Annotated in this window: 21 protein-coding genes; 15 read left to right on the plus strand and 6 right to left on the minus strand. The window is 69.1% G+C overall.

Annotation, left to right across the window (positions count from 1 at the left end; genetic code table 11):
- Positions 1-47: 47 nt before the first annotated feature.
- The 8 genes from JL475_RS20880 to JL475_RS20915 all read left to right on the plus strand — a co-directional run bounded on the left by JL475_RS20880 (position 48) and on the right by JL475_RS20915 (position 3,521).
- Positions 48-725 (plus strand): GGDEF domain-containing protein, encoded by a 678-nt coding sequence (locus JL475_RS20880; protein WP_202279323.1) that lies wholly within the window; start codon positions 48-50, stop codon positions 723-725.
- Positions 722-1,168, plus strand: coding sequence for a hypothetical protein (locus tag JL475_RS20885; RefSeq protein ID WP_202279324.1), 447 nt, complete (start codon positions 722-724; stop codon positions 1,166-1,168). Before JL475_RS20880 ends, JL475_RS20885 begins: the two co-directional genes overlap by 4 nt.
- Positions 1,165-1,431: a hypothetical protein gene (locus tag JL475_RS20890; RefSeq protein ID WP_307825118.1), complete on the plus strand. Its 267-nt coding sequence runs from the start codon at positions 1,165-1,167 to the stop codon at positions 1,429-1,431. The genes JL475_RS20885 and JL475_RS20890 overlap by 4 nt, the downstream gene beginning before the upstream one ends.
- Positions 1,432-1,455: 24 nt before the next feature.
- On the plus strand, positions 1,456-1,659 hold the full coding sequence (locus JL475_RS20895) for a hypothetical protein (protein WP_202279325.1): 204 nt from the start codon (positions 1,456-1,458) through the stop codon (positions 1,657-1,659).
- On the plus strand, positions 1,659-2,141 hold the full coding sequence (locus tag JL475_RS20900; protein ID WP_202279326.1) for a hypothetical protein: 483 nt from the start codon (positions 1,659-1,661) through the stop codon (positions 2,139-2,141). Before JL475_RS20895 ends, JL475_RS20900 begins: the two co-directional genes overlap by 1 nt.
- The gene (locus tag JL475_RS20905; protein ID WP_202279327.1) at positions 2,138-2,320 is read left to right on the plus strand and encodes a hypothetical protein; all 183 of its coding nucleotides are present in this window, start codon (positions 2,138-2,140) and stop codon (positions 2,318-2,320) included. Before JL475_RS20900 ends, JL475_RS20905 begins: the two co-directional genes overlap by 4 nt.
- Before the next feature lie 89 nt (positions 2,321-2,409).
- On the plus strand, positions 2,410-2,847 hold the full coding sequence (locus JL475_RS20910; protein ID WP_202279328.1) for an RNase adapter RapZ: 438 nt from the start codon (positions 2,410-2,412) through the stop codon (positions 2,845-2,847).
- Entirely contained in the window at positions 2,844-3,521 is a 678-nt protein-coding gene (locus JL475_RS20915; protein ID WP_202279329.1) for a hypothetical protein, read from the plus strand. The genes JL475_RS20910 and JL475_RS20915 overlap by 4 nt, the downstream gene beginning before the upstream one ends.
- Before the next feature lie 152 nt (positions 3,522-3,673).
- Here the strand turns inward: JL475_RS20915 and JL475_RS20920 are convergent, their stop codons facing one another.
- The 3 genes from JL475_RS20920 to JL475_RS20930 all read right to left on the minus strand — a co-directional run bounded on the left by JL475_RS20920 (position 3,674) and on the right by JL475_RS20930 (position 5,806).
- Positions 3,674-4,594, minus strand: coding sequence for a hypothetical protein (locus tag JL475_RS20920; protein WP_202279330.1), 921 nt, complete (start codon positions 4,592-4,594; stop codon positions 3,674-3,676).
- The gene (locus JL475_RS20925) at positions 4,591-5,391 is read right to left on the minus strand and encodes a ParA family protein (protein ID WP_202279331.1); all 801 of its coding nucleotides are present in this window, start codon (positions 5,389-5,391) and stop codon (positions 4,591-4,593) included. The genes JL475_RS20920 and JL475_RS20925 overlap by 4 nt, the downstream gene beginning before the upstream one ends.
- Before the next feature lie 220 nt (positions 5,392-5,611).
- A complete protein-coding gene (locus JL475_RS20930; protein ID WP_202279332.1) occupies positions 5,612-5,806 on the minus strand; it encodes a hypothetical protein in 195 nt (64 codons plus the stop codon).
- Positions 5,807-5,965: 159 nt separating this feature from the next.
- Between JL475_RS20930 and mobF the strand changes: the two genes are divergently transcribed.
- Both mobF and JL475_RS20940 read left to right on the plus strand, forming a co-directional pair.
- Entirely contained in the window at positions 5,966-7,774 is a 1,809-nt protein-coding gene (mobF, locus tag JL475_RS20935; protein WP_237407773.1) for a MobF family relaxase, read from the plus strand.
- Complete coding sequence (locus JL475_RS20940) at positions 7,771-8,118, plus strand: hypothetical protein (RefSeq protein ID WP_202279333.1); 348 nt, start codon at positions 7,771-7,773, stop codon at positions 8,116-8,118. The genes mobF and JL475_RS20940 overlap by 4 nt, the downstream gene beginning before the upstream one ends.
- 561 nt (positions 8,119-8,679) lie before the next feature.
- On the opposite strand, the gene JL475_RS20945 is transcribed toward JL475_RS20940, so the two are convergent.
- Positions 8,680-9,303 carry a hypothetical protein gene (locus JL475_RS20945; RefSeq protein ID WP_202279334.1) on the minus strand — a complete coding sequence of 208 codons (624 nt, stop codon included), beginning with the start codon at positions 9,301-9,303 and terminating at the stop codon, positions 8,680-8,682.
- Between the two features lie 336 nt (positions 9,304-9,639).
- On the opposite strand from JL475_RS20945, the gene JL475_RS20950 reads away from it, so the two are divergent.
- A complete protein-coding gene (locus JL475_RS20950; RefSeq protein WP_202279335.1) occupies positions 9,640-10,107 on the plus strand; it encodes a hypothetical protein in 468 nt (155 codons plus the stop codon).
- Between the two features lie 385 nt (positions 10,108-10,492).
- Positions 10,493-11,284 carry a replication-relaxation family protein gene (locus JL475_RS20955; RefSeq protein ID WP_202279368.1) on the plus strand — a complete coding sequence of 264 codons (792 nt, stop codon included), beginning with the start codon at positions 10,493-10,495 and terminating at the stop codon, positions 11,282-11,284.
- 175 nt (positions 11,285-11,459) lie between these two features.
- Here JL475_RS20955 and JL475_RS20960 read toward each other — a convergent pair whose 3' ends face one another.
- Together JL475_RS20960 and JL475_RS20965 are read right to left on the minus strand one after the other, a co-directional pair.
- Positions 11,460-11,900 carry a hypothetical protein gene (locus JL475_RS20960; RefSeq protein WP_202279336.1) on the minus strand — a complete coding sequence of 147 codons (441 nt, stop codon included), beginning with the start codon at positions 11,898-11,900 and terminating at the stop codon, positions 11,460-11,462.
- Positions 11,901-12,138: 238 nt separating this feature from the next.
- Complete coding sequence (locus tag JL475_RS20965) at positions 12,139-13,110, minus strand: hypothetical protein (RefSeq protein ID WP_202279337.1); 972 nt, start codon at positions 13,108-13,110, stop codon at positions 12,139-12,141.
- A 509-nt stretch (positions 13,111-13,619) separates the two neighbouring features.
- Between JL475_RS20965 and JL475_RS20970 the strand changes: the two genes are divergently transcribed.
- Genes JL475_RS20970 through JL475_RS20980 form a run of 3 tightly spaced genes read left to right on the plus strand, consistent with a single transcriptional unit; the run spans position 13,620 to position 20,955 of the window.
- Positions 13,620-14,819, plus strand: a complete 1,200-nt coding sequence (locus tag JL475_RS20970; protein WP_202279338.1) for a hypothetical protein — start codon at positions 13,620-13,622, stop codon at positions 14,817-14,819.
- The gene (locus JL475_RS20975) at positions 14,816-18,208 is read left to right on the plus strand and encodes a hypothetical protein (protein ID WP_202279339.1); all 3,393 of its coding nucleotides are present in this window, start codon (positions 14,816-14,818) and stop codon (positions 18,206-18,208) included. Before JL475_RS20970 ends, JL475_RS20975 begins: the two co-directional genes overlap by 4 nt.
- Positions 18,205-20,955, plus strand: coding sequence for an RNaseH domain-containing protein (locus tag JL475_RS20980; protein ID WP_202279340.1), 2,751 nt, complete (start codon positions 18,205-18,207; stop codon positions 20,953-20,955). Before JL475_RS20975 ends, JL475_RS20980 begins: the two co-directional genes overlap by 4 nt.
- Positions 20,956-20,963: the final 8 nt, after the last annotated feature.

Here is a 20,963-nt window from a genome sequence, read left to right on the forward strand (position 1 = left end):
GTCCCGGGTCCACCCATCCCGTACGAGACGAGACGGAGAACCCAAGTATGTCGTCCTTCCTGAGCGTTCAGGGCCGGATCGGCCAGCGCACCCTCTTACTGACGACCGTCGCCGTGCCGCTGACCGGCTGGGCGGTCCACGCGGCCGCGCTGCACAAGCAACTTGCCGCCACCCGCCGCGACCCGCTGACCGGCCTGTTACGCCGTGACTCCTACACCGCCCGCGCCCGCCGGCTCCTGGCCCGCCACGGCGACGACACGACCGTGGTCATGGTCGACGCCGACAGGTTCAAGGAGATCAACGACGGCCTCGGCCACGCGGCGGGCGACACCGTCCTCGCGTCGATCGCGGCCCGGCTCACGGCCTGGGCGGGCCCGCGCGCCGCGATCGGCCGCCTCGGAGGAGATGAGTTCGCCGTGGTCCTGGACCTGCCCTCCGACCGCCGGGAACAGCGCCTGGAGCAGCTGGTCCGGATGCTGCACACGCCGGTCACCCTGGACGACGACCGCACCGTCGACGTCGCCGCCTCGGTCGGCGCCGCGACCCCGGACATGATCGGCACACGCGACCTGACGCGCCTGCAGAAGGCAGCCGACGCAGCCCTGTACGACGGCAAGCACTCCGGGAAGGCGGTCCTGGCGACCGCCGCGCACGCCGCTGCGCCGTCCGTCAACGGGCGCTGCGCGGGCAGGCCGGGCACGGCCGTGTGGAGGCGAGCGGCATGAGCACCGCGACCCTTCCGCCGGCGGGCTACTGGATCCGCGGCATCAGCGTCAAGCAACCGCACGCCGCCTGCCTCCTCGCCGGGGACAAGACGATCGAGAACAGGCCCCGGGCGTGGTCGTGGCGCGGCTGGCTGCTGCTGCACGCGAGCCAGCAGACCGACCGGCCCGCCCTGCGCGTGCCGCTGATCGCCCGCACGATCCGCGGCCGCGAGCTGACGACCGGCGCCGTGATCGGCATCGCCCGGCTGACCGGCTGCCACCAGGACCCGGACGGTTCCCCGCCCTGCACCGAGTGGGCGCAGCCCGGGGCGTGGCATCTGGAGGTCAGCGATGTCCAGGCCCTCGCCCTGCCGATCCCGGCGCGCGGGCAGCTCGGACCCTGGCGGCCCACCGAGCACCTGGTCGACCAGGTCCTCCAGCAGCTGCCGCACCTGCGGCCGTGACCACCCGGCGCCGCCATCTGCGCGCGGTGCCCATGCCGCCGGAGCAGCCCGTGACGCCGGTCCAGCTTCTGAACTGGCGCCACTCCTCGCACTTCGGTTCGCCCGCACCGTGCGTGCTGTGCGGCACCACCACCCCGCTGAGGTCCCACGCCAAGGAGCCCGTGCACAAGGTCTGCGCGGAGCTCTGGAACGCACGGCACCCCGGCGAGACCCGGTTCGTCTCCGACCTGCCCAAGGACGGCGGGACGACCGACCACGCCTGACCTCTACCTCCACCCGGAGGCCCCATGAGCAGCACCCAGCCCGACGTCGACCGCACCCTCGCCTACCCCGAGCCGCCGGCCTCGCCACTCTGGCACCGCCGCAGCCCGAAGGCCCGGCCACTCACCCCCGCCCAGCAGCGCCGCAACCGCGAGCTCCTCGACCTCGCGCAGCGCTCCCCCCGACCCCGCTCCCCTCGCTCCACCAAGACCCTGGCGGAGGCCCGCTGATGAACCCCCAGACGCACCTGGCCATAGACGGCTACGTCGACGCGATCCCGGCCCCCGGCACCGGCTGGGGCACCGCCCGCTTCGACCTGATCCACTCCCCCGCCGACGCGGACCGGATCGCCCCCGACGCCCCGGACACCGTGTACGCCTGCACCACCGGAGACCCGCGCATCGCCGACGTACTACTGCGCGAGATCCAGCCCGGCGACCTCCTGCGCGTCACCGGCACCGTCGTTCAGCCCGACGACCCCGAGGCCCCTGCCCACCTCACCGTCGACGGCCTGGAGGTCCTCGAGGCCGCACCGGCCCCCGTGCTCTACGACCTCGTGCTGGAGCGGTTCGGCATCTACGTCGTCGTGTTCGACGCCGACCGCGACGCCGTGCCGGTGTTCACCGCCTCCGGTCGCTGGGTCGGCGAGGCCGCCAGCCCCGACGCGATCGGCGACCTCATCGAAGCCCACGAGAACGGCGGCACGCGATGACAACCGCCCTCCCCGCGCAGCGCACCGTCCTGGCGCGGTTCCCCGCCGGCCACCCCCGCGGCTCCTGGCCCGCCGACGAATACGCCGCCGCCCAGCGCGCCCAGGGCACCGACGCCCCAGTCGTCATGGACCTCGACAGCGACCAGCTCATCGTGGTCACCAACACCACCACCCAGTAGCAGCACCCCGCAGCGCCGCGCCCGGCCCTTCCCGATTGGGCGCGGCGCTGCCCGTGTGCCCGCTCCTCACCATCGAGCAGGAGGATCCCTTGCCCCCGATCCGCCTGATCTCGTTCGGCTACCTGCACCTGCCCACCGGTCCGGACGGTTCCCCCGTCCCGCCCGCCGCCGACCGGATCGAAGACGTCCGCGACCGGCTCCGCGACCCGGCCGCCGCCCGCGACATCCTCGACCTGGACGGCCTCCACCCCCGCGTCCAAGACGTAGTCCTCAACACCCCCGGCGCCCGCGAACTGCTCGCCAACCTCGCCGATTACGCGGCCCTTCCCGCCGGTCCCCGCCGTATCGCCATCGGCTGTGCAGGAGGTCGCCATCGTGCCAGCGGTCTTACGGAACTCCTTGCCCGAGCAATCCGGGACCGCGGCCGCGAGGTCGAAGTGGAGCACCTGCACGTCCATCTGCCGCGAGTCCTTAAGACGCCCGCCGACCCCCGCACCGCCAACACCGAGCAGGAGACCGCCCGATGATCCGTCGCATGTTCCGACGCTGCGGCCACGCGCCCGGCGCCCTCACCCGCGAGGACCAGACTGCCGTCGACGAATTTCGCACGCACCTCGCCGCCATCGCCACCCTCCGCACCCCGGAGCCCTGGACGCCCGGCCGCTACCAAGACGTCGCCGTGAGGGTCGGGCCGTTCATCGAGCGCGCCCACACCCGTCCCGGTGACGACCACGGGCCCGACATCATCGCCGTGGCCCTGCAACACCCGGACGGCCAGTACATGCCCTACGGCGAGTGCTACCGGAAGCTGGGCTGGCTGCGCTGCGAGACGGACAAGATCCTCGGTGTGTGGGATCCGGCCTACGCGCCGCTCACCCACGCCGCGGCGGGCCTGGACCTCCCGGCCGACGTCGGTATGGAACCGGCGCACTACGCCATCTACGTGGAGGCCCGGAAGCCCGACGGCAAGAGCTACACCCTGCTGCGCCTCGGCCCGTACACCCAGGCCCGGCACGCGTCCCAGGACGCCGCCCTACTCACTGCCTCACTGGAGGGACGGGAGACCACCGCCGTACCCGGCTACAGGGTGTCTGCGCGGCCCGCACCGTTCGACGTCAGCGGCCACCAACTGTTCACCGAACCGTACGAGGCCGACATCCTCGCGCTCCTGGCCGGCGTGGTCGAAGGGGTGAGCGCGTGATCACCAAGGCGCGGGCGGCCTGACGCGCACGACCGAACACGGCAAAGGCCCGCACCTACCACGCGTTCACGCGCGGGAGGTGCGGGCCTTTTTCTGTTTCAGGGCCGTCGTGATCGCCTAGAGGTCAGAAATTTCTGACCCCTGCTCCCAACTCAGCTGGTGGCGGCTTTGGTCTGCTCCGAGGCTGCGGCAACGGCACGCTTGGCGGCGGCCAGCCTCTTCGTGACTCGCTGCATCTCGGTCTCCAAGCGCTCCAGGTGCTCGCGCGTCACGGCCGGGTCGTCTTCCAGGGCGGCCTGGACCGCAGCAGGGGCCAACGGCGAGTAGACACGTTCCTTGAGTGAGGTGGCTGCTCGCTCCAAGGCCGTGATCACTCCGGGCGCCGATGGCGCTGCCGGGGGGTCAGAAATTTCTGACCTCGGCTCCTGTGCAGGAATCGAAGGTGTGGTCAGGTTCTTCGCGATCGAGGCAAGCAGCGAGGCGGTAGGCCGCTTCTTGCCCTGCTCCGCTGCCTGAGCCAAGCCCTGGGTCATGACGACCTGAGCGGTCTCCAGGCCCTGGCTGGTGATCACCTCCGCCATGACCTTGCGGGCCGACGCCCGGGTCAGGTGCTGCGCGAGATCGGGCCCCAACTCACTGATCGCCCGAATACGCGCTGCGTCCTGCAACAGCTCGAACACATACTTCGGCTCGACGTCGAGCACGCCCGCAGCCCACACCGAGAAATTAGTATGGCCTGCCACCAGGTGCAGCTCGCGCTCCTGGGCGACCTCCAGCAGCACCGCCTTGTTCAGGACGGTGAAGTCCTCGGCACGCTTGCCCGCGAGGTCGATCTCGTGCAGGCGCTCGGTGACGTAGGCCAACTGCTCCTCAAGAGTGCCGACGATGTCGTCAGCGCTGAGAACCCGGCCATGAGCGAAGACGCTGGGCTCCTGACCATCGACCGTGCCCTGCTTCACGGCGTCTGACGCCGCGCGCTTCTGCAGCTCAGCCGGAACCGCCGGGTCGACAGCCGAATCCGCAGCCTTCTTCAGGCGGTTGGTACCTGCCGCGATCAGCCTGTTGCCGCTCACGCTTCCACTCCTGATGCCATGAGAATCCGGTCGTACGCGTCAGTGAGCACCTGCGCCTCTCGGCCCGGCGCATCGGTGATCGGCACGCACGCAAACCGCGTCTGCTGGCGCACCGAGTGGCGAGGGATCACCAGGTCGTCCCGGTAGAGGGAGCCGTAGGTGTCTGCCAGGTACGCCCCTATGGCGTCCTTCAGCGTGCTGCGGCCGCCCGGCACTATCGACGGGATGATCCCCACCACCCTCAGGTCCGGGTTCATGCCCAGATCCTTGACGAGCTTGATCGTGCTCAGGGCTTCTGCTGCGCCGATACGGCCGTCCTCATCCAGGGTTGCCGGGATGAGCACGTCGGTGGCTGCCACGAGAGCAGACGTCACCAGCTTCCCGCCAGCCCGGGGCGGCAGGTCCAGAATGCCGACCTTGTCGGGCCCGACTACGCCCTTCAGCCCCAGCCGTAGCCGGAACTCAAGACCGACAGCCATGTTGTCGGTCTCCCGGTTGGCGAGAGCCCGTTCCGCGGCGATGACCTGCACGCCGGACCAGGCCTTCCCAGCTTCAGCGAACGCATCTGCGGCCAGGCCAGTCTCTCCCTGTGGGTCCAGCGCCAGCAGGTCGTTCATGGAGAAGGCCGGCGCTTCATCGGGAGAAATGCCCAGCTCTGCCGTGAAGGTTCCTCGCGGATCCAGATCTCCCGCAATGACACTAAGCTTCCGCTTTCGCGCGGCCGCGACTAGGCCTGCGGACAGGGCGCTTTTGCCCACGCCGCCCTTCTCGCTGTACACAGCCAGCACTCTGCTCATGTCAGAACCTTCAGTCGATGCGCCCAACTCATGGGGGGAAGACTATCGACAGGAAGCCCGGCATCCAGGGCCGCCCGGCGGCGGACAACACGAACGAGCACTCACGACAGAGACTCCGCCCACGCCGTTGTCAGCTACGAGACACCAAGTCGCTCCTAACGTTGTCGACTTGGCTCGTGAGTGATCAGCTGACGATGAGCGCAGCATTCGCACGACATCGTCAGGCATCGCCGTAGACGGCTCGCATCACCTCCGTCCGCTGTTCGGGCCGAGCCGCCTGGCAGCCAGGGCAGCGGCGTCCGGTGACGCGCTCAGTCGTGGGGAAGTCGGACTGTGCGGAGTGGACTTGGTACACGTCCACGAGCAGCGGCGTGCGGCAGAGAGGGCAGGGCTTTCCATACCTGGTGATCGTCATGGGCGGGACTGTGCACACATCGACGGCTTACCGTCTCGGGCTGTCGCGGCGGCCCGCCTGGCGGGCACTCCGGTAAAGACTCGGTGATGGCCTCCCACCCGGCGGGAAGGACTTCGGATCGCGCTTTTCCGCAGGTCAGCGGCGGGGTTCCATGGGCCGATGATCAGCATGTCGGAGGTTCGCCCGGGGAACGGGTGGCGCTACCTCTTCCGTGGCGTGATGGTCGGCGACGGCCACCGCCTTGCGGGCACGCCGCTGCGCGCCGCCCAGGACGAAGCCGGTGTCCCGCCCGGCGTGTGGAAGGGCCGGGGGCTGGCCGCGGTCGGCCTCGCGGCCGGGGGCGTGGTGACCGAGCGGCAGGCCGAACTGCTCCTGGGGGAAGGCCGGCACCCGGACGCCGACCGGATCGAGCGTGAGTGTCTGGCGGAGGGCAAGAGCCCGGCACAGGCCCGGCGGGCGACCGTGCTGGGCAGGCCCATCGAGCACAACCGCTCGCCCGAGACCGACAAGGCCAAGGAGCGGACGCCCTGGCTGGGCATGGACCTGGTGTTCCGGCCCCCGCCGACGGCACACATCGCGTGGGCGCTCGGGGATGACGAGACCCGCCTGGTGCTGGAGCTGTGCCAGGACATCGCCCGGGACAAGGCGCTGGCGTGGATGGAGGATGCGGTCGCGGAGATCCGCTGGAAAGGCGGCGGCAAGCATCGCGCCCGGGTCAAGGACGGGCTGATCGTCGCGGTCTTCCGGCACTACGAGTCGCGAGCTGCCGAGTCGAAGCCACTCCTTCACGATCATGCGGTGGTGTCGATCCGCGCCCGGCGGCCGGACGGGACGTGGGGGAATTTGTCGGCGGACTCGATGATGGCCCACATCGTCGCGGCCGACACCCTCTACACCCTCTACTTCATGGAGGAGGTGTCCACCCGACTCGGGTGGGCGTGGGAGCCGCGCGAGGTGACGCCCGGCCGACGGCCCGTCATGGAGATCGCGGGCATCGACCAGCGGCTCATCGGCTGGCAGTCGACCCGCCGCCAGCAGATCGAGGACGCGCTGTCCGTCCTCGCCGCCAGGTACGAGGAACGGCAGGGGCACTCGCCGGGGGAGCGGGCGTCCTACGCGCTGGGCTGCCAGGCCGCCGACCAGACGCGCCCGCCCAAGCGCACGGTGCTGCTGTCGCTGACCGAGCTACGCGAGCGATGGCGGGATTCAGCGGTCCGGGCCTACGGTGCCGACGTCGTCGACCGGCTGGCGGAGCGGGCGCGGGCGGCGGCCGCGGCGGTGGGGGCGCGGGTGCGGCCGGTGGTCGACATAGCGCTGGCGGCCGTCGACGTCGTCGCCGTGGTGTACGTGATGCGCGGGGCGTTCAAGCGCCACCATCTGCTCGCCGAAGCGCGCCGCCACCTCTCCTACGTTCTGCGCGGCCGGCCCCACCAGGTGGGCCTGGACGAACAGATCGTGCAGACGGTCATCGACGACTACACCCGCCCGGCCGGCCGACGGATGATGACCGCCGACCTGCGCGCCCTGTACCCACGCGACACCGAGGACCAGGCTGTGCTGCGCCCGCTGACCCGCAAGAGGACCGCGACTCCGTACGAGCGGGCCCGCCTCGCCGCCGACGCGCTGAGGGTCCGGGCCCAGGCCGTGCGCCGCGCGGACCGCCTGGGCTCCCGCACACGACCGCGCACCGTCGCCGTGCCCGCCGCCTCGAGGTCGCGCCCGCGGCCGTTCCACTCGGACCGGAAGGCCGGCCGCGTTCCGGAGCAGACGACCGACGTGGACACGGTGGAGCAGACCCGCCGGACGCTTGCCGAGGCCGCCCTTGCCAGGGTCCAGGAAGGCGCCCGGGAGCGTGCCCTCACCCACGGCCCCCGACCACAGCCCGCCCCGGCGACGGCCCCGCCGCCGCACCCCCAGCAGCCCGGCACCCAGCACACACCGGGCCGGACCACAGGAGGAGTCGAGTGAGCACCCCGGAAGAACAACCCAGCCTTGACGAAGCCCTCGCCCGCGCCCGCGCCGCAGCCAAGAAGATGGCCGCCGCGCTCGATGAGGACCACCAGCCAGAGCCCGATGAGCCCCTGGGATGGCAGCCGGTCTGGAAGCGGCCCCGGAAGCCGAAGTCGAAGGCGGCGAAGAAGGCGGAGCTGCGCAAGCAGCGGCGGCGGCTCCAGGACGCCGGACGGCGCCGCCTCGCCGCCGGGCAGTCGCGCCGGCCTCGCTCCCGGCAGAACCGGATCGGCAACGCCGCCGCGCGCCGCAACGCGCGTGCTCTGTCCCGGGTGCGATACTCCAACGCCTGGCTGTGGTGACGGTGCCGGACATCGTCCACCGAGTGGAACCCACCCGATGGACTCCACTGGGTGGAGCCACTGAGTGGAGTCCACCCGGGTGGGCCCATCGGGTGGAGCCCACTTGGGGGGCCCGACCAGAGTGGACGCCACCGAGTGGACTCCACTCTGGTGCGCACCGCGATGTCCGCCACCGCACCCAGTGCGCACCACCCGGCGATGGCCGGCGCTCGCGCGCCCTCGGTGCACCGCACCCGATGTTGCGCGCCGCACTGGCGCGCGCACCGTCGACCTGACCCCTTGACCAGGTGCGGCCGGGTGCGTGCGCGACCCCTTGTCCAGGTCCGCTACCGAGGGCGTTTCTCCTTGCCACAGTACGTTCGGGCCGCCGATCAGGCCGTGGTCAAGGGGGTGTGTGATAGAGAGCCTGCCGCCGCGCGCCTGGTGGGGTGCGGTGGTGCGTAAGGTGCAGTGGATCTGTCTGGCGGTGGTGCGCACCCGGGACGGCGGTGCGCACCAGCCGGTGCGGGGTGCGCATCGAGGGTCTGGCCGAAGCCGACGGCCTCCATCTGGCGCAGCACACTAGCGTCGACGCGGGAGTCTGCCCTGCGGCCAGTCCGGACCGAGGAACTGGTCGAGTCTGCCGGCGTATTCGAAGAGCAGCGCCGCGTCCTGTTCGAGGTCCTCGAGGGTGCAGACGAGGTTGGCGCCGTCCTGCTTCCTGAAGAAGCGGGACCGTACGACGCCCACGCCGTCCCAGTTCCACCAGGAGGCGTGCACTGCGTCGTCGCGCCGACGCTTCAGTTCATGTGCGTCGCCCCACTGAAGAGTCTCGGCCAGTGCGGCGGCCCGCGGAATGCTCCGGCGTGACTGCGCCACCAGCATCTTGTGGAGGTCTGACCATGTTTTGTCGACCACTGAGAAGCCGTTCTGATCGTCTCGGAGGAGCAAGACAAGCCGTTTCATGGCGGCCTCCACATGCCCGCCCGCGACCACGATGGCGCCGATCAGCCCGTAGAGACGTTCACGGAATGCGAGGTCCCCTTCATCCGGACCTCCGTGGCGCCCCAACCTGAAGGTGGAGACGTCCACGTCCGGGCGGGCACTCGGGGCGGTGATGTCCATGGTGAAGGACGGGCCGCCGTCCAGGCGGGTTTCCATCCTGTGGGAAAAGGCGTGCCCGGGCGGGGGCCAATCATCTGACATGCAGGGATTCTGTCCGCCGAGGCCGCTGCCCCGCCACTGCTTTCGGCGCCACCGCAGGTTCGCGGAGCCCTCGACAGGACAGCACCCCGCCAGCGTTTCGATCTCCGAGATTGACGCAACTCGGCGCCACTCGATCAAGATCCACAACGCGTAGACCCCATCCGCAAGGTAGAAATCCCGGTTACACCGGCGCTCGCGCTGCCCCCTTGCCCAGGTCCGCTACCTGCGACATTCCGCCTATTTAGGCAGGGGAGAAGTCTCCGTCCCGGCACGCTGCGCGACGTCCCTGGGGAAAAGCCGCTGCTGCCTGGGGCGTGCCGCTGGGAGACTGCGGGGATGACCACGCAGCGGCTGCCGTTCCCGGTCCCGGACGAACGCGCCCACCTCTTCGTCGACAGCTACGCCGACATGCACGACCTCGTTGAGGACCTGGTCGTGCCCGCCGGCGTTCCCGAGGCCGCGGCGACGGTCCTGCGTACGGCCCGCGAGCTGCTGCGCCAGTCGTACTACTGCTACGAGTTCTCCACCGTGGCGGTCATGCACTCCCTGATCGCGGTGGAGATCGTGCTGCGCGACCGCACCCCGGGTGCGGGCACCAAGCCACTGTTCCAGCTCATCAAGCAGGGCGCCGCCGACGGGGTCCTGACGACCCGGCAGGCGGAGTACCTCGACTACGGCCGGCAGATCCGCAACGGCATGGCGCACGGCCAGACCACGCACGCGGTGATGCCGCCGGCCATGGCGGCGGAGATGGTGACGACCTCGTTCGCGATCGTCTCCGAGCTCTGCCCCGCACCTGCCTGACGATCACGGATCAGTAACGGCGCTCAGGGGAGTGTCACACCGTCGACTTTCGCCACACCTCTAGCAAGTGACGGGGGGATTCCATCCGAACCCCCGCGCCACCTGCGTGAGGAGCCTGATCATGACGTACACCAGCAGCGCCCAGCAGCCCGAACCGGAGCCACGCCCGACCCGGTCAAGGGGTGCCGAGCGGCCTTTGGGCGGCCCGGAATCCAGTGCCGTGAACGGTGCCGCGAACGATTCCAACGTCGTGCCCATCACCGCAGCTCACACCGCCCGGCAAGGGGCCTCCTGGCACGCTGACACCTCTCTCCCTTCCCCTGAGACGTCGGCGAAGGGGAGGAAGTCCACACCTGCGGCCAAGGTGCGGGCCGATGCGCTGCGGATGCTGGGGTGCGTGCGGATGGCCACGGTGCGGCAGATGGCTCAGGTGATCACGGCGGAGGATGCCGACGGCCGGTCGTACGTGCGCAGGGCGATGAGGAAGCTGGCGGAGCTGGGGCTGGCGGAGACGAACGGCAAGGACGGAAGACATCCGATCTGGAACCTGACTCCGGCGGGGCAGAAGGCGCTGGCCGACGGCAACGAGCTGCCTTTCCGCCCGAAGGCCGGCACCGGGGCGAAGGCGGTGAAGGCCGGGTTCGGTCCGCACGGCGTCGCGGTGACGGACATGATCCTCGCCTACGGCGGCCGCAAGCACCTGACCGACTGGCAGGTGGAGGTGAACCACGCCATCAAGGAGACCGGCCTGAGCTTCAACACCGACGCGGTCCTCGCGCTGCCGACCAAGACCGGCGAGGTGCGCCTCTTCGAGCTCGACAACGGCACCATGTCCCAGGCCCGCCTCGCCAAGGAGGTCTGGGACTACGAGCGCTACGCCGGGCACCGCCTCTGGGAGGGAGCCCGCGGCACCATCGGCACCACGCACCCGTTCTGGCAGCGCCACCGCTACACCCGGTCCGCGACCTTCCCGCGGCTGCACGTCGTCCTGGCGGGCAAGGAGGAGCACCTGCTCGACAACCGCCTCCAGGCGCTCGCCGCCGACGTGAAGGGGATCACCGTCGCGGTCTGGGTGAACACCCTGCCCCGGCTCCAGCGCGGCGAGCCCTGGTACGAGATCGGCGTCGACGACCCGGACCGGCGCCGCGAGCGCTACCCCGAACCGCCCGGTCGCTGAGGCAGACCTGCCGGAAACGAGGACGCTCCCTCACGCAGAAGCTGTGGGGGGAGCGTCCTCGGGGACCGCACCGCGTCGGTCAGGGTCGGCGCGGCCTGCTGCGCCAGCGCAGCGAGTGGGGAGCGCCGGCCTTTCTCCACCGTGCGCAGCAGGCATGGCCCCGTGGCCACACGCTTCAGTCGTCCACGCTTAGCCCGCTGACGCGGGCGATGCCGTCCAGCTCGTTGTCGACGGCCTGCCGCTCGGTGGCCCAGCGATGGTGGTTCTCGCGAAGCTCCTGCAATCTCACCGGGTCGTCGGCAGCGGAGGCTTCCACGATGGCGAAGCCCGGACTGCCGTCGGGGCCGGGCATCTCCACGAGCCGGTGGTCCATGCGGCCGGTCAGGAGAATCGCCAGGACCGTTGCGTACTCGCGCTGCACCTCAGGCGTGAACGCCGAGAGGTCCCCGACGGGGCCGGCTTGATGTCCCTCGGTTATCAGATGCGCAGTCTTGTGTACGGCCTTGGCCAGGACGTCGTACTGCTCGGGGTCCATGCGTGCCTTGAGCGTCTCTATGTAGAGGGAGGCGTTGTCGATCCTGCAGTTCTCCGAGTCGAAGTCGTTCGCGTCGTTCATTTCGACAGCCTGGTCCGGTATATGGCGGGCGTCCAGGCCCGTACACGGGTCGGTGCGACGCGCGGGCCAGGTCCGTCGGCCTACGTGTTGCCGTCGGAGGGGCACCCGGCAAGCAGCCGGAGGGGAGCAGGCAGGAGGTGTCCCGGGGCCCGGTAGGGAGTCGCTCCGCTCAGCGACTCCGCGTCCCCGGGCTCCAGCGTCACGCGGGGGTCAGCTGCGAATTTCCTCACGATGCGGTTCAGTCCGCTTGGTTCATCTCCATGTATAGGTCCAAGCACCGCCGGCAGATGTCCTCCTCTGCCACGGGGACGAAATACTCGAGGCAGCTGCACAGGCGCAGGCCGGTGAAGACCCTGGTGCAGTTGAAGCACATGTCGATCGGCTGCCCCAGAGTGGCTGTCGTGCGTACACCGACGATGAGTGTTCGGGTCCAGCACTCGGGGCAGTCACCTGAGGAGACTTCGTCCTCGATGCTCCCAGTTTCGAAGCTCTCCGCGTAGGCGTAGGCGAGCTGTTCGCTGTCCCAGGCTCGTGGGCAGAAGTGGCACTTGCTGCCCTCCTGGTCCACAACGAGTGCCCACTCGTGGCAGGACGGACATTGCACCGTTCTGTCCGCATACTCCTTGAGTTCGTCACGCAAGCGGGCGCGACGAGTCTCCACGAACGTAGCGATGTCCCGTACGCCTCGGCGCACCGAGTCCATTTCTTCCTGCAGTGCGGCGAGTTGCTCAGGCTCCAGCGCGGGGACCAGGTGCTCGTCCACGAAGCGCATGAGGAAGTCCAGCACGCTTGCTGCGCGCTTCTCCACCAGGGCGACCGTCTCTTGAAGGCCCCAGTGCTGAAGGCGGTTGCGGAGTTTCGCCAGCTCGTCTACCGCTTCGCGGTCGTCCTTCCTGATGGGGAGCCCGACCATGTCGGAGAGTCTGCGCATCGACTCAGCGACCGTGGCGCTCTCGAATTCGCCCTTGTCGTATTTCTCCTTGGTGCACTTGCTGAGGTCCTTCACGACCAGGGACCAATGCGCTATTTGGAGGCGTGCTTTGACCAGTACCTCGGTGGCAGCCTGAAGGTGGAGGACCGCGTACTTCAGGTCCCGCGGAGAGACTTCTGCGTCAGGTCGCGCAAGCCGGGTGACAACCTCCGAGAGGTAGTCGATGCCATTCGGGACGGGTGGGAAGTCCACACGGGGGCCGTCTGCGTCTCCGATCATCTCAGCAGATGATCCTCTTCGACTCATGGTCACCTCTCACGGAATCGCGGCTGCGTCTGGTGCAGTGGCGGGCAGGGCGGGAAGACTAACCAGTAGTGCGAGCGCCCGATAGCCGTGGAGGGGGCAGCTTCGAGCCCCGGGGGCCGACGGCGCCGCGATGGGTACAAGTATCCGGTATGACGCGGGAGCGGATCCGGTCGCTGGCAGTTGGGACCGGGCCCGGGAGACCGTGGGCTGTGCGCCCATCAGGCGTCGTAGGGCTGTGTCAACGAGCTGTGCGTTCACAGCCTCGGCCTTGTGGGTGGATTACTGCAGTCGCGCGGCACGCGCTCCGTTGGGGCGGTGTGCAGCCAGTCCCGGCCTGACCACCGGCTTCCGAGGTTGCCGAGCGTGGCGTGGGTTCCTTGGCCCGCGCTCACACGGCCGCATTTCGGGGTGACCTTTCTCGCCATACTCATGTGCGTTGGGAGTGGCTTGACGGCCCCCGTGGATGATGAGGACCTCCTCCTGTGCTTACTGCCGCCGATGTGGTTCCTGGCGAGATCGAAGAGCTGGACCCGGAGCAAAGAGAAGCCTTGGATGCGTGTGTCATCGCGGCGATGACGTGGTGCGCTCCGGAAGGCGACGTGCGCGCACGCGTTCGGTTGCTGATGGAGTGCCACGGCCGCTACATGCGTGCATGCGGTGTTTCCAGCGAGGCTGCGTCGTTCCCCGACTTCCTGAAGCGGCTACGCCGTGCCCCGGTCGGAGGATTGCTGCCCGGGCCGGGCTCGTGGCCGCGGATCTACGACGCGCGTCTGTTGGAGGACGACGGTACGGCGACCGCAGTCTTGACCCGGCTGGTGATAGAAGCCTCGGAGCGGGCCCAAGAGGTGCCCGGAATGGGTGCTGACCTGCGACACGTTCATAGCGTGCTGCGAGCGTTAGGCAAGCTGCCGGCGGGGGCCCGGTTGTCGCGCATCACGGCCGAGGCGGTGCAGTACGCGGTGTTCCGCGCCCTCCAGGAAGCCGGTTTCGCCGCCTATACGCAGAGCCGCGAAGCCCTGATCACCAGCCCTGCCATGCCGCGGCGCACCCTTGCCCGGCATACGCACCTGGTGGATATCGGGCTGTATACGGCCATCTCACCGATGCGTCAGTTCGCGGGATGGTGGGCTCCGTGTCCGCTCTGCCGGTGGACCATGCGTGCTGTCCCCAAGGGCCGTTATGCAGCCGAGCTGCTCTGCGAGGACGCGCGCCATGTGGAGCGTGGTGCCCGGTTCAGGATGTCATCGCGGGATGGACAGTGGCGGCTCGAGCCGTCCGGCGGCGAGATCCGCGATGTCCCGGAGCTGCGGCCGGTTGAAGGACACGTCGCGCTGTCATACGGCCTGTGGCAGTGGATCGTCGTGCCGGGCCTGCTGGAGATCGAGCTGAAAGACCTCGCCGAAAAGGCGGGCGCTCAGGTACGGCTGTGGCCCTACGGCGACAGCTACGACCTGCACATCACCAAGAACGGTGTCACCTGGCGTGTCGATGTGAAGACATGGGCCGATCCCCAGGGCATCGCAGAGCAGATGCGTGAAGACCCGGAGGGTTGTTCGGGGCTGACCCTGGTCATCCCCGAACACCTCAGCGGATACACCGGGGTACTCACACGCGTGCTGGGGCCGCACGGCGCCCGGGTGATCACCGATGTGGCGCTGATCGGCGAGGTGATTGCGGCATGACCCGAGTTCTGGCTGCGGCACTGGCCCTGGCCGAGCAGTACTTCCCGGCCAAGGACAGCGAAGGGCGGGAGGTGGTCCGGATCGAAGACGCCCACGTCCTACTGTCGGGCCAGGCGGCACAGGTGTGGCCGCAGTGGGGCCAGCTCCCGTACAGCGAGCAGCAGCGTATCGGCCGGCTCGTCGCACAGCGGTCGCGCGGTGAGGCCGATCTGGCCTCCCTGCAGCGACGTGTCCGCAAGGGGTTCGACCAGCAGTGGGAAGACCCTGTCGTCCACCGCTACGCGCCTGGCGCCCGCGACGGCTGGCGGATGGTGGACGTCTATCCGCGGCACGGGCAGCACCTCCTGGACTCGGCGGACCGGCTCTTGGAGCCGGAGGAGCGCGAGGTGCGGATCGAGGTGGCCAGCGGAGGCGGCTGGGTGGCGGCGAGCCGCCGGGGCCCCGTCCAGCTCGCTTTCGACACGCTCAAGGTGGGCTATACACCGCCCACGGTGACGACCGTGGACGCCACGGGGCCGATTCCCGTCGACCCGAACGTGCTGGGCTGGCTCACGCGCACGACGGACGCAGCCATGGAGGGACCCGCCTTCCGCGAGCACCAGGTCAGCCTTCTGCTGAGCGGCACGATGGGATCGGGCACACAGCCGCCCGCCTCTGCGGTCCTGATGGATCCGGGCCTGATGCAGCATCTCAGCGCGCCGACCGGCGTGGGCAAGAACGTCTTCGCCCGCGCCCAGGCCAAACAACTGGCCCGTGAGGGTCACACGGTGGCTCTTCTCGTCAGCGACAACACCGACGTCTTCGGCGAGGTGGAGACGCTGCGCCGCGAGCTGAAGGCGCTGAAGCTCGATGTGTCAGTCACGCCCCTGATCGCACCGGGGAGCCGGCACGAGTTCACCTTGCAGACGGCGCACAAGGCGGTCGACGACCAGACAGCTCTGTCGCAGATGCCGGAAGATCTCGTGGAGCGGCTGTCCGAGTCCGGTTACGGCTGCGCGGTCACAGCGCAGCTGGACGGACCGGACGGTTTCGGTGACGGGCAAGAACCCTGCACGAGCCTGCGCCACACGGATCCCGACGGCCCGCAGGGGGCGTCACTGTGCCCCTACGTGAACCGGTGCGACAAGTTCTCCCATATCCGCGCTGCGTGCTCGGCTCAGATCATCGTGACGACGCATGCCTGTTTCCAGCGCGGCATGGTCAAGATCCCGCTTCTGGTCGACGGCGAACTGCGCCGCCAGATGAGCGTGCGGGAACTGCTGCTGCGCCGCGCACATCTGGTGATCATCGACGAGGTCGACGCGTATCAGTCCCGTGGCTTCGATGTCTCGCAGAGCCTGCCCCTTGCCTCCGTCAGCGATCCGAACACGGCCCTGCGGAAGGTTCGCGACAATCTCCATCGTGCTCCCGCACGTCTGCGTGTGGAGTCACGAGGATCGCTTACCAGAGCTGTGTGGCTCGCCGAGCAGCTCCTCGATCTGGTCAGCAGCGGGGAGATCTGCACGGAGATCGGGCAGGCCCGGGCGCTCGCGGCCGGAAAGGATCCGCGGCGGATGCGACAGGTCCTCAAGGACCGGCGCCGTTGGTACCAGCCGCACCGGTGGGACCGGGAACTCCTGGACAACCTGATTGGCGTCGACACCGAAGAGAGCGCCAACGCGGAGCAGATGGACCACCTCCAGGCCCTGCTGCCCCCGATTGCTGCCCGTCCCGAAGACCGCGTGGTCCCTGCAGTCCTGCCGCAGAGGCTGCGGCAGATCCCCCACCTGCTGGAGCGGATGCTGAGCCTCGACGAGAGCGGCCTGTGGGAACTAGACACGATCAAAGAGGAGCTGCGGGCGATCGTAGGGAAGGCCGTCATACAGCTCGCACGGGACCGCGCACGTCTTCAGGAAGCCCGTCAGGCGGGGGAATCACCAACGGCGGACGACGCCGGGAACCGCGGTGAAAACCAGGCACCACAGCGACCACCGGAGCTGGTACCAGGTCTCGCGGGTGGCGTTTTCCATGCCGTGATGATGAAGGCGTGGCTCACCGCGCTCAACCACACGGTGTTCGACCTCGCCGACCGCGCGGGGGAACTCGCCAGCCACGCCATCGACGGAGCGTCCACGATCGCCGACACGGTCGGCCATCGCGACACCGGCAACGTGGTGCCCTTCGGGCCGCTGGGACAGCAGATCAGCGGCTTCCGGTTCGAGGGACTCGATGACGCCACGGCCAAGCCGCGCCTGGTCATGGAAGTCCTGCGCGGTGACCCGCACACCGAGACCGCCTTCCTGGGGGACATGGTGTCTCTGGCCCTGGCAGGCCACCGCCGGGTCGTGCTGGGGATGTCGGCCACTGGGTACCTTCCGCGGGCCGCACGCACCCACCTGCTGGCCGAGCCGCAGTGGGCCATGCCCGACGCCCAGCGGGGAGGGCTCAGTATCTTCCGCAGTACGCCCATGGCCGACAGCCGCGCCCTGGCCGTGGGCAGCACACCCCTTCACGAGCGTGCTGAACGCGTCGCCGCGCTCGCCCGCGGGTACGCACCAACCCTCATCCGCGACCTCCGGCGCCTCGCGGGTGACATCGCCACCGCCCACCGAGCCCGCGCCCTGATCGCCGTCAACTCCTACGCTCAGGCCCGCATCTTCGCGACGGCCTTGTACGAAGCCGCCCTCGCACTGGGACATAGGCTGAAAATCTTCGTGGCCACCTCCGACACGGACAACCCCGATCTGCCGGCGGTTCCCGACGCCGTCACCCTGGTCACCCGCGACCAGTTCTCCCAGCTCGCCGAGCGGGGCGGCGACGTGCTCATCTCGCCTCTCCCGCGAACCGAACGCGGCCTGAACATCCTCACCACGGCCCCCTCGGGTAAACGAGAATCCGCGATCACTCTGATCGGCCTCGCCATCCGGCCCGTCATGCCCGTCGATGAACCGGCCGCCCTGTCCGCCAGCATCGCCGCCTGCGCCTGGCGCTCCACACCCCGCGACGGGCCCCCCGCCGCGCGCCTTGCCGCCGTCCGCAAAACAGCCCGCGCTCGCCTGTGGGCCACCCTTGCCGCCCCCAAGCGCTTCACGGCGCTCCCCGAAGACCTGCGCTGCGAACTGATCGCAACCGTCCTCGGCCAGTGCATCCAACTGGCCGGCCGCGGCCGACGAGGCCAGACCCACGTCGAACTCCACCTCATCGACGGAGCCTTCCACGACACCACCTGGGGAACCGACCTGCCGACCCTCGTGCGCGAACTGTACGAGAGCTACACCCCTCAGGAGCTCGCCGGAGCCGGCCGCACCTATGGCTTCACCGCCGAGGAGTTCCTCGACTACGCCCAGGCCCCGCACCTGCTCACCGGGTTGCGCAAGGGGTACCCCGACCACTTCGGAGTAGCCGCATGACCGTGTGTCCCCCCGGAGACGAACACCGCAAACGCGCCGGCCTGCTGCAGTACCGCACCCACCCGGCAGTCCTCGGCACCGTTATCGCCTACCGCCCCGGCCCAGCCGCACTCGGCCTCTGGCACGACTTGTGCCGCGCCTACAAAGACCGTGTGGGCGACAAGAAGCAGGACGTCCAGCCGCCGTACCGAGCCCTGGAAGCTATCTTGCGCGCCGTGCTGGGGACCTGGGCGCGCTGGGACGTCAGCAACGGGCAGGCACAACTCCTCACCGCCGCCGAGATGACCGGCGAAGACCGGCATGACGTCTTTGCCTACTGGGGCGAAGCCTTCCTCCCCGACGAGCCCGGGCACGAAGCCGTCATGCGGCTGGCCGACCTGATCGCAGCAACACCAGCCCTGCCCTACCCCGATCTGCCCCGCCCAGTGGCCGGACGGCGCACCCTGACCTGGTGGCCCGGTGAACTGGCCCGATGGCGCCTTGCAGAAGACCTGGCCGCCATCGAATGGAACCTCGGAGGCAAGGAGCCGACCCGCTTCGTACTGTGCACCGACGGGACCCTCGCTGCCATCGGCCACGAACTGCCCAGCGCACCGGACGCGGAGGGACGACTCCACCGCCTCCTGCCGCGCATCAAGATCGGAACCGCAGCCGCAGGACACTCCGCCCGGCACGCAGTCACTGTCAACGCCGTCACCACTCTCCTGGCCAATCGCTGGTACGGGGTCGCTACGGTCCTGCTTTCCAATCCCGACCAGCCCCTCGCCGTGTCCGCCCACACTGATGGGCCGCCTTGGAAACGGCGCCTGAACGTGCCCGCCGTGGCTGCCAGCCGGCGCCTGGCCGGGCTGCCACGTCTGACCCACCGGGTGCCGCCTTTCCCTGATGCCCTGGACGAGAACGTCATCGCGGCTGGCACCGCGCTGGGTGCGGTCCGGGCCGTGGCGCCCGAGAGCATCACCACACCCGGCCTGGGCCGCGGCCACGGAATGGAGATGTTCCGCCGGATCGAGTCCCACATCGACAAGCACTGCGAGGCATACCGGGACAAGTCACCCGTCTACATCGAGGTGCCGGGTCTGTCGGTTCCCACGGCGAAGACCGGCGTGCGCACCAGCGGGCCGATCCAGCCCCAGCACCTTCCCGCCGCCATGGACGCCGCAGGCATCGACCGGCTTCTCCTCGGAGTGCTCTACCACGACGACGAAGTCCGCTCCCGCGTCCAACGCGAGATCGCACGCCAGTGGCACCTGGGCGACGACTTCGTTGCCTCTGACGGAAACGTGAAAGACAACGTCATCCCCGGCCGTGTAGACGTGCTCTTCCTAGAGGACAAGGCGGGCGCCCTCGCTCACGGGCCGGCCACCGCAGAGCGCCGACAGCAGCAGCTCGCCGAACTTCTGGCGCCCTTCCAAGAAGAAGGGCGAGTCATCGCCGCCATCTGCGAGACGGAGTGGGACCCCAACCGGAAGTACCCCACACCAGAGCAGAAGAAGAAAGCAGAGGCCGAAGACGGCAAGTGGCCGTCCAAAGCAGCACTCGCCAGGCTCAGCATCAGCTCGCAGTACATCAAACAGGCTCCCCCACCGGTGCCCACAGTCAAGAAGAACGGCGAGCCGTGCAAGCCGTACTTCATCGAACGAGAGACCAAAGCGCGCGAGGGCGGCCTGGCCAACTCCACGGAGAACGCCCTCCGCGACCTGCTCCGCGGCCTTGGCGTCATCGACCACCGCCTCGGAACCGCGTTCGGGAAAATTCCGCTCCCTGACTACTGGCACATCGGCATCCACATCCGACGGCACGCCCAACCCCGCCAGTACGGACAGCGGAACACCAAACCCGCCCCGCTCACCATCGTGCTCACAGCCATGCGGCCCGTCGGCGGCGTGACCGAGCCATGGACCACGTGGGCCTACTCGCCCATCACCTCGCAATGGGAGCCCTACCGGAAGACCCGACTTGCCGTTCACTCCGTTGACCTCGGACTGGACGTCTCCAGCTTTCCCACCATCGGAGACGAAAGCCACCAGGCATCGGCAGCAGCACAGATCACCGAAGCCGCGCTCCTGGCCGCGCGTATCCAGCTGCCTCAATCCGCCCCCATGGTCATCTACGTCAATGGCGACACCAGCGAGCCCATCTGGGCCGGTCTCCGAGACGAGAACCTGGGACAGCAACCACCTGCAGATCTGCCCAGGCCCGCCTTGTGGCTCCCCGGCCACGGCCTTCCCCGAACCCAACGACCCCTCGCCGTCGTCCGCACCATCACCGACCTCGAACGCATCGGACGGCCGACCGGGGGTTACATCTGGGGCAAGAGCGGGCAATGGGAGCGGACGAAGACCACTGAGAGCCCGTTCCAGCTCGTGTCCGACGACGGATCGAGCTACCTCCCCGACTTCCTTCTCACCACCGTGCCGCGCCCCTGGGCCGCCGGCCCCCCCGGCCGCTTCGGCTCGGAATACTCACGATTCGCACCGGAAGCCGTCCAGCGGCAAGGGAAGAACGGATACGCGCACACAGCCGTACGTCTCACGGTGATCCCCACCGCGGACAACGCCGATGCCGATCTGATCGGCAAGGCAGGCATCGTCCTCATCAACCAGGGAGTCAGCTGGGACGGCCGACAAACCGAACCCACGCCCTCCCGGTTGGCGAAACAGATCGACACAAACCACCCCTACTACCGGCGTAGCTGCGAAGAACCAGAGGCGCTCATCGCGGTACCGGGCGTTGCTAACACCTGAGCCACTCT

Origin of the sequence: Streptomyces sp. M2CJ-2, from assembly GCF_016757295.1 — a bacterium.
Classification (GTDB): Bacteria; Actinomycetota; Actinomycetes; order Streptomycetales; family Streptomycetaceae; genus Streptomyces.

Bases quoted from the DNA above. Each gene is read 5' to 3' on its own strand.
- JL475_RS20915 (WP_202279329.1), top strand. From the start codon at position 2,844: ATGATCCGTCGCATGTTCCGACGCTGCGGCCACGCGCCCGGCGCCCTC.
- JL475_RS20980 (WP_202279340.1), top strand. From the start codon at position 18,205: ATGACCGTGTGTCCCCCCGGAGACGAACACCGCAAACGCGCCGGCCTG.
- JL475_RS20895 (WP_202279325.1), top strand. From the start codon at position 1,456: ATGAGCAGCACCCAGCCCGACGTCGACCGCACCCTCGCCTACCCCGAG.
- JL475_RS20930 (WP_202279332.1), bottom strand. From the start codon at position 5,806: ATGACGATCACCAGGTATGGAAAGCCCTGCCCTCTCTGCCGCACGCCG.
- JL475_RS20900 (WP_202279326.1), top strand. From the start codon at position 1,659: ATGAACCCCCAGACGCACCTGGCCATAGACGGCTACGTCGACGCGATC.
- JL475_RS20885 (WP_202279324.1), top strand. From the start codon at position 722: ATGAGCACCGCGACCCTTCCGCCGGCGGGCTACTGGATCCGCGGCATC.
- JL475_RS20905 (WP_202279327.1), top strand. From the start codon at position 2,138: ATGACAACCGCCCTCCCCGCGCAGCGCACCGTCCTGGCGCGGTTCCCC.
- JL475_RS20960 (WP_202279336.1), bottom strand. From the start codon at position 11,900: ATGAACGACGCGAACGACTTCGACTCGGAGAACTGCAGGATCGACAAC.
- JL475_RS20945 (WP_202279334.1), bottom strand. From the start codon at position 9,303: ATGTCAGATGATTGGCCCCCGCCCGGGCACGCCTTTTCCCACAGGATG.
- JL475_RS20950 (WP_202279335.1), top strand. From the start codon at position 9,640: ATGACCACGCAGCGGCTGCCGTTCCCGGTCCCGGACGAACGCGCCCAC.
- JL475_RS20880 (WP_202279323.1), top strand. From the start codon at position 48: ATGTCGTCCTTCCTGAGCGTTCAGGGCCGGATCGGCCAGCGCACCCTC.
- mobF (WP_237407773.1), top strand. From the start codon at position 5,966: ATGATCAGCATGTCGGAGGTTCGCCCGGGGAACGGGTGGCGCTACCTC.
- JL475_RS20955 (WP_202279368.1), top strand. From the start codon at position 10,493: ATGCTGGGGTGCGTGCGGATGGCCACGGTGCGGCAGATGGCTCAGGTG.
- JL475_RS20975 (WP_202279339.1), top strand. From the start codon at position 14,816: ATGACCCGAGTTCTGGCTGCGGCACTGGCCCTGGCCGAGCAGTACTTC.
- JL475_RS20925 (WP_202279331.1), bottom strand. From the start codon at position 5,391: ATGAGCAGAGTGCTGGCTGTGTACAGCGAGAAGGGCGGCGTGGGCAAA.
- JL475_RS20965 (WP_202279337.1), bottom strand. From the start codon at position 13,110: ATGATCGGAGACGCAGACGGCCCCCGTGTGGACTTCCCACCCGTCCCG.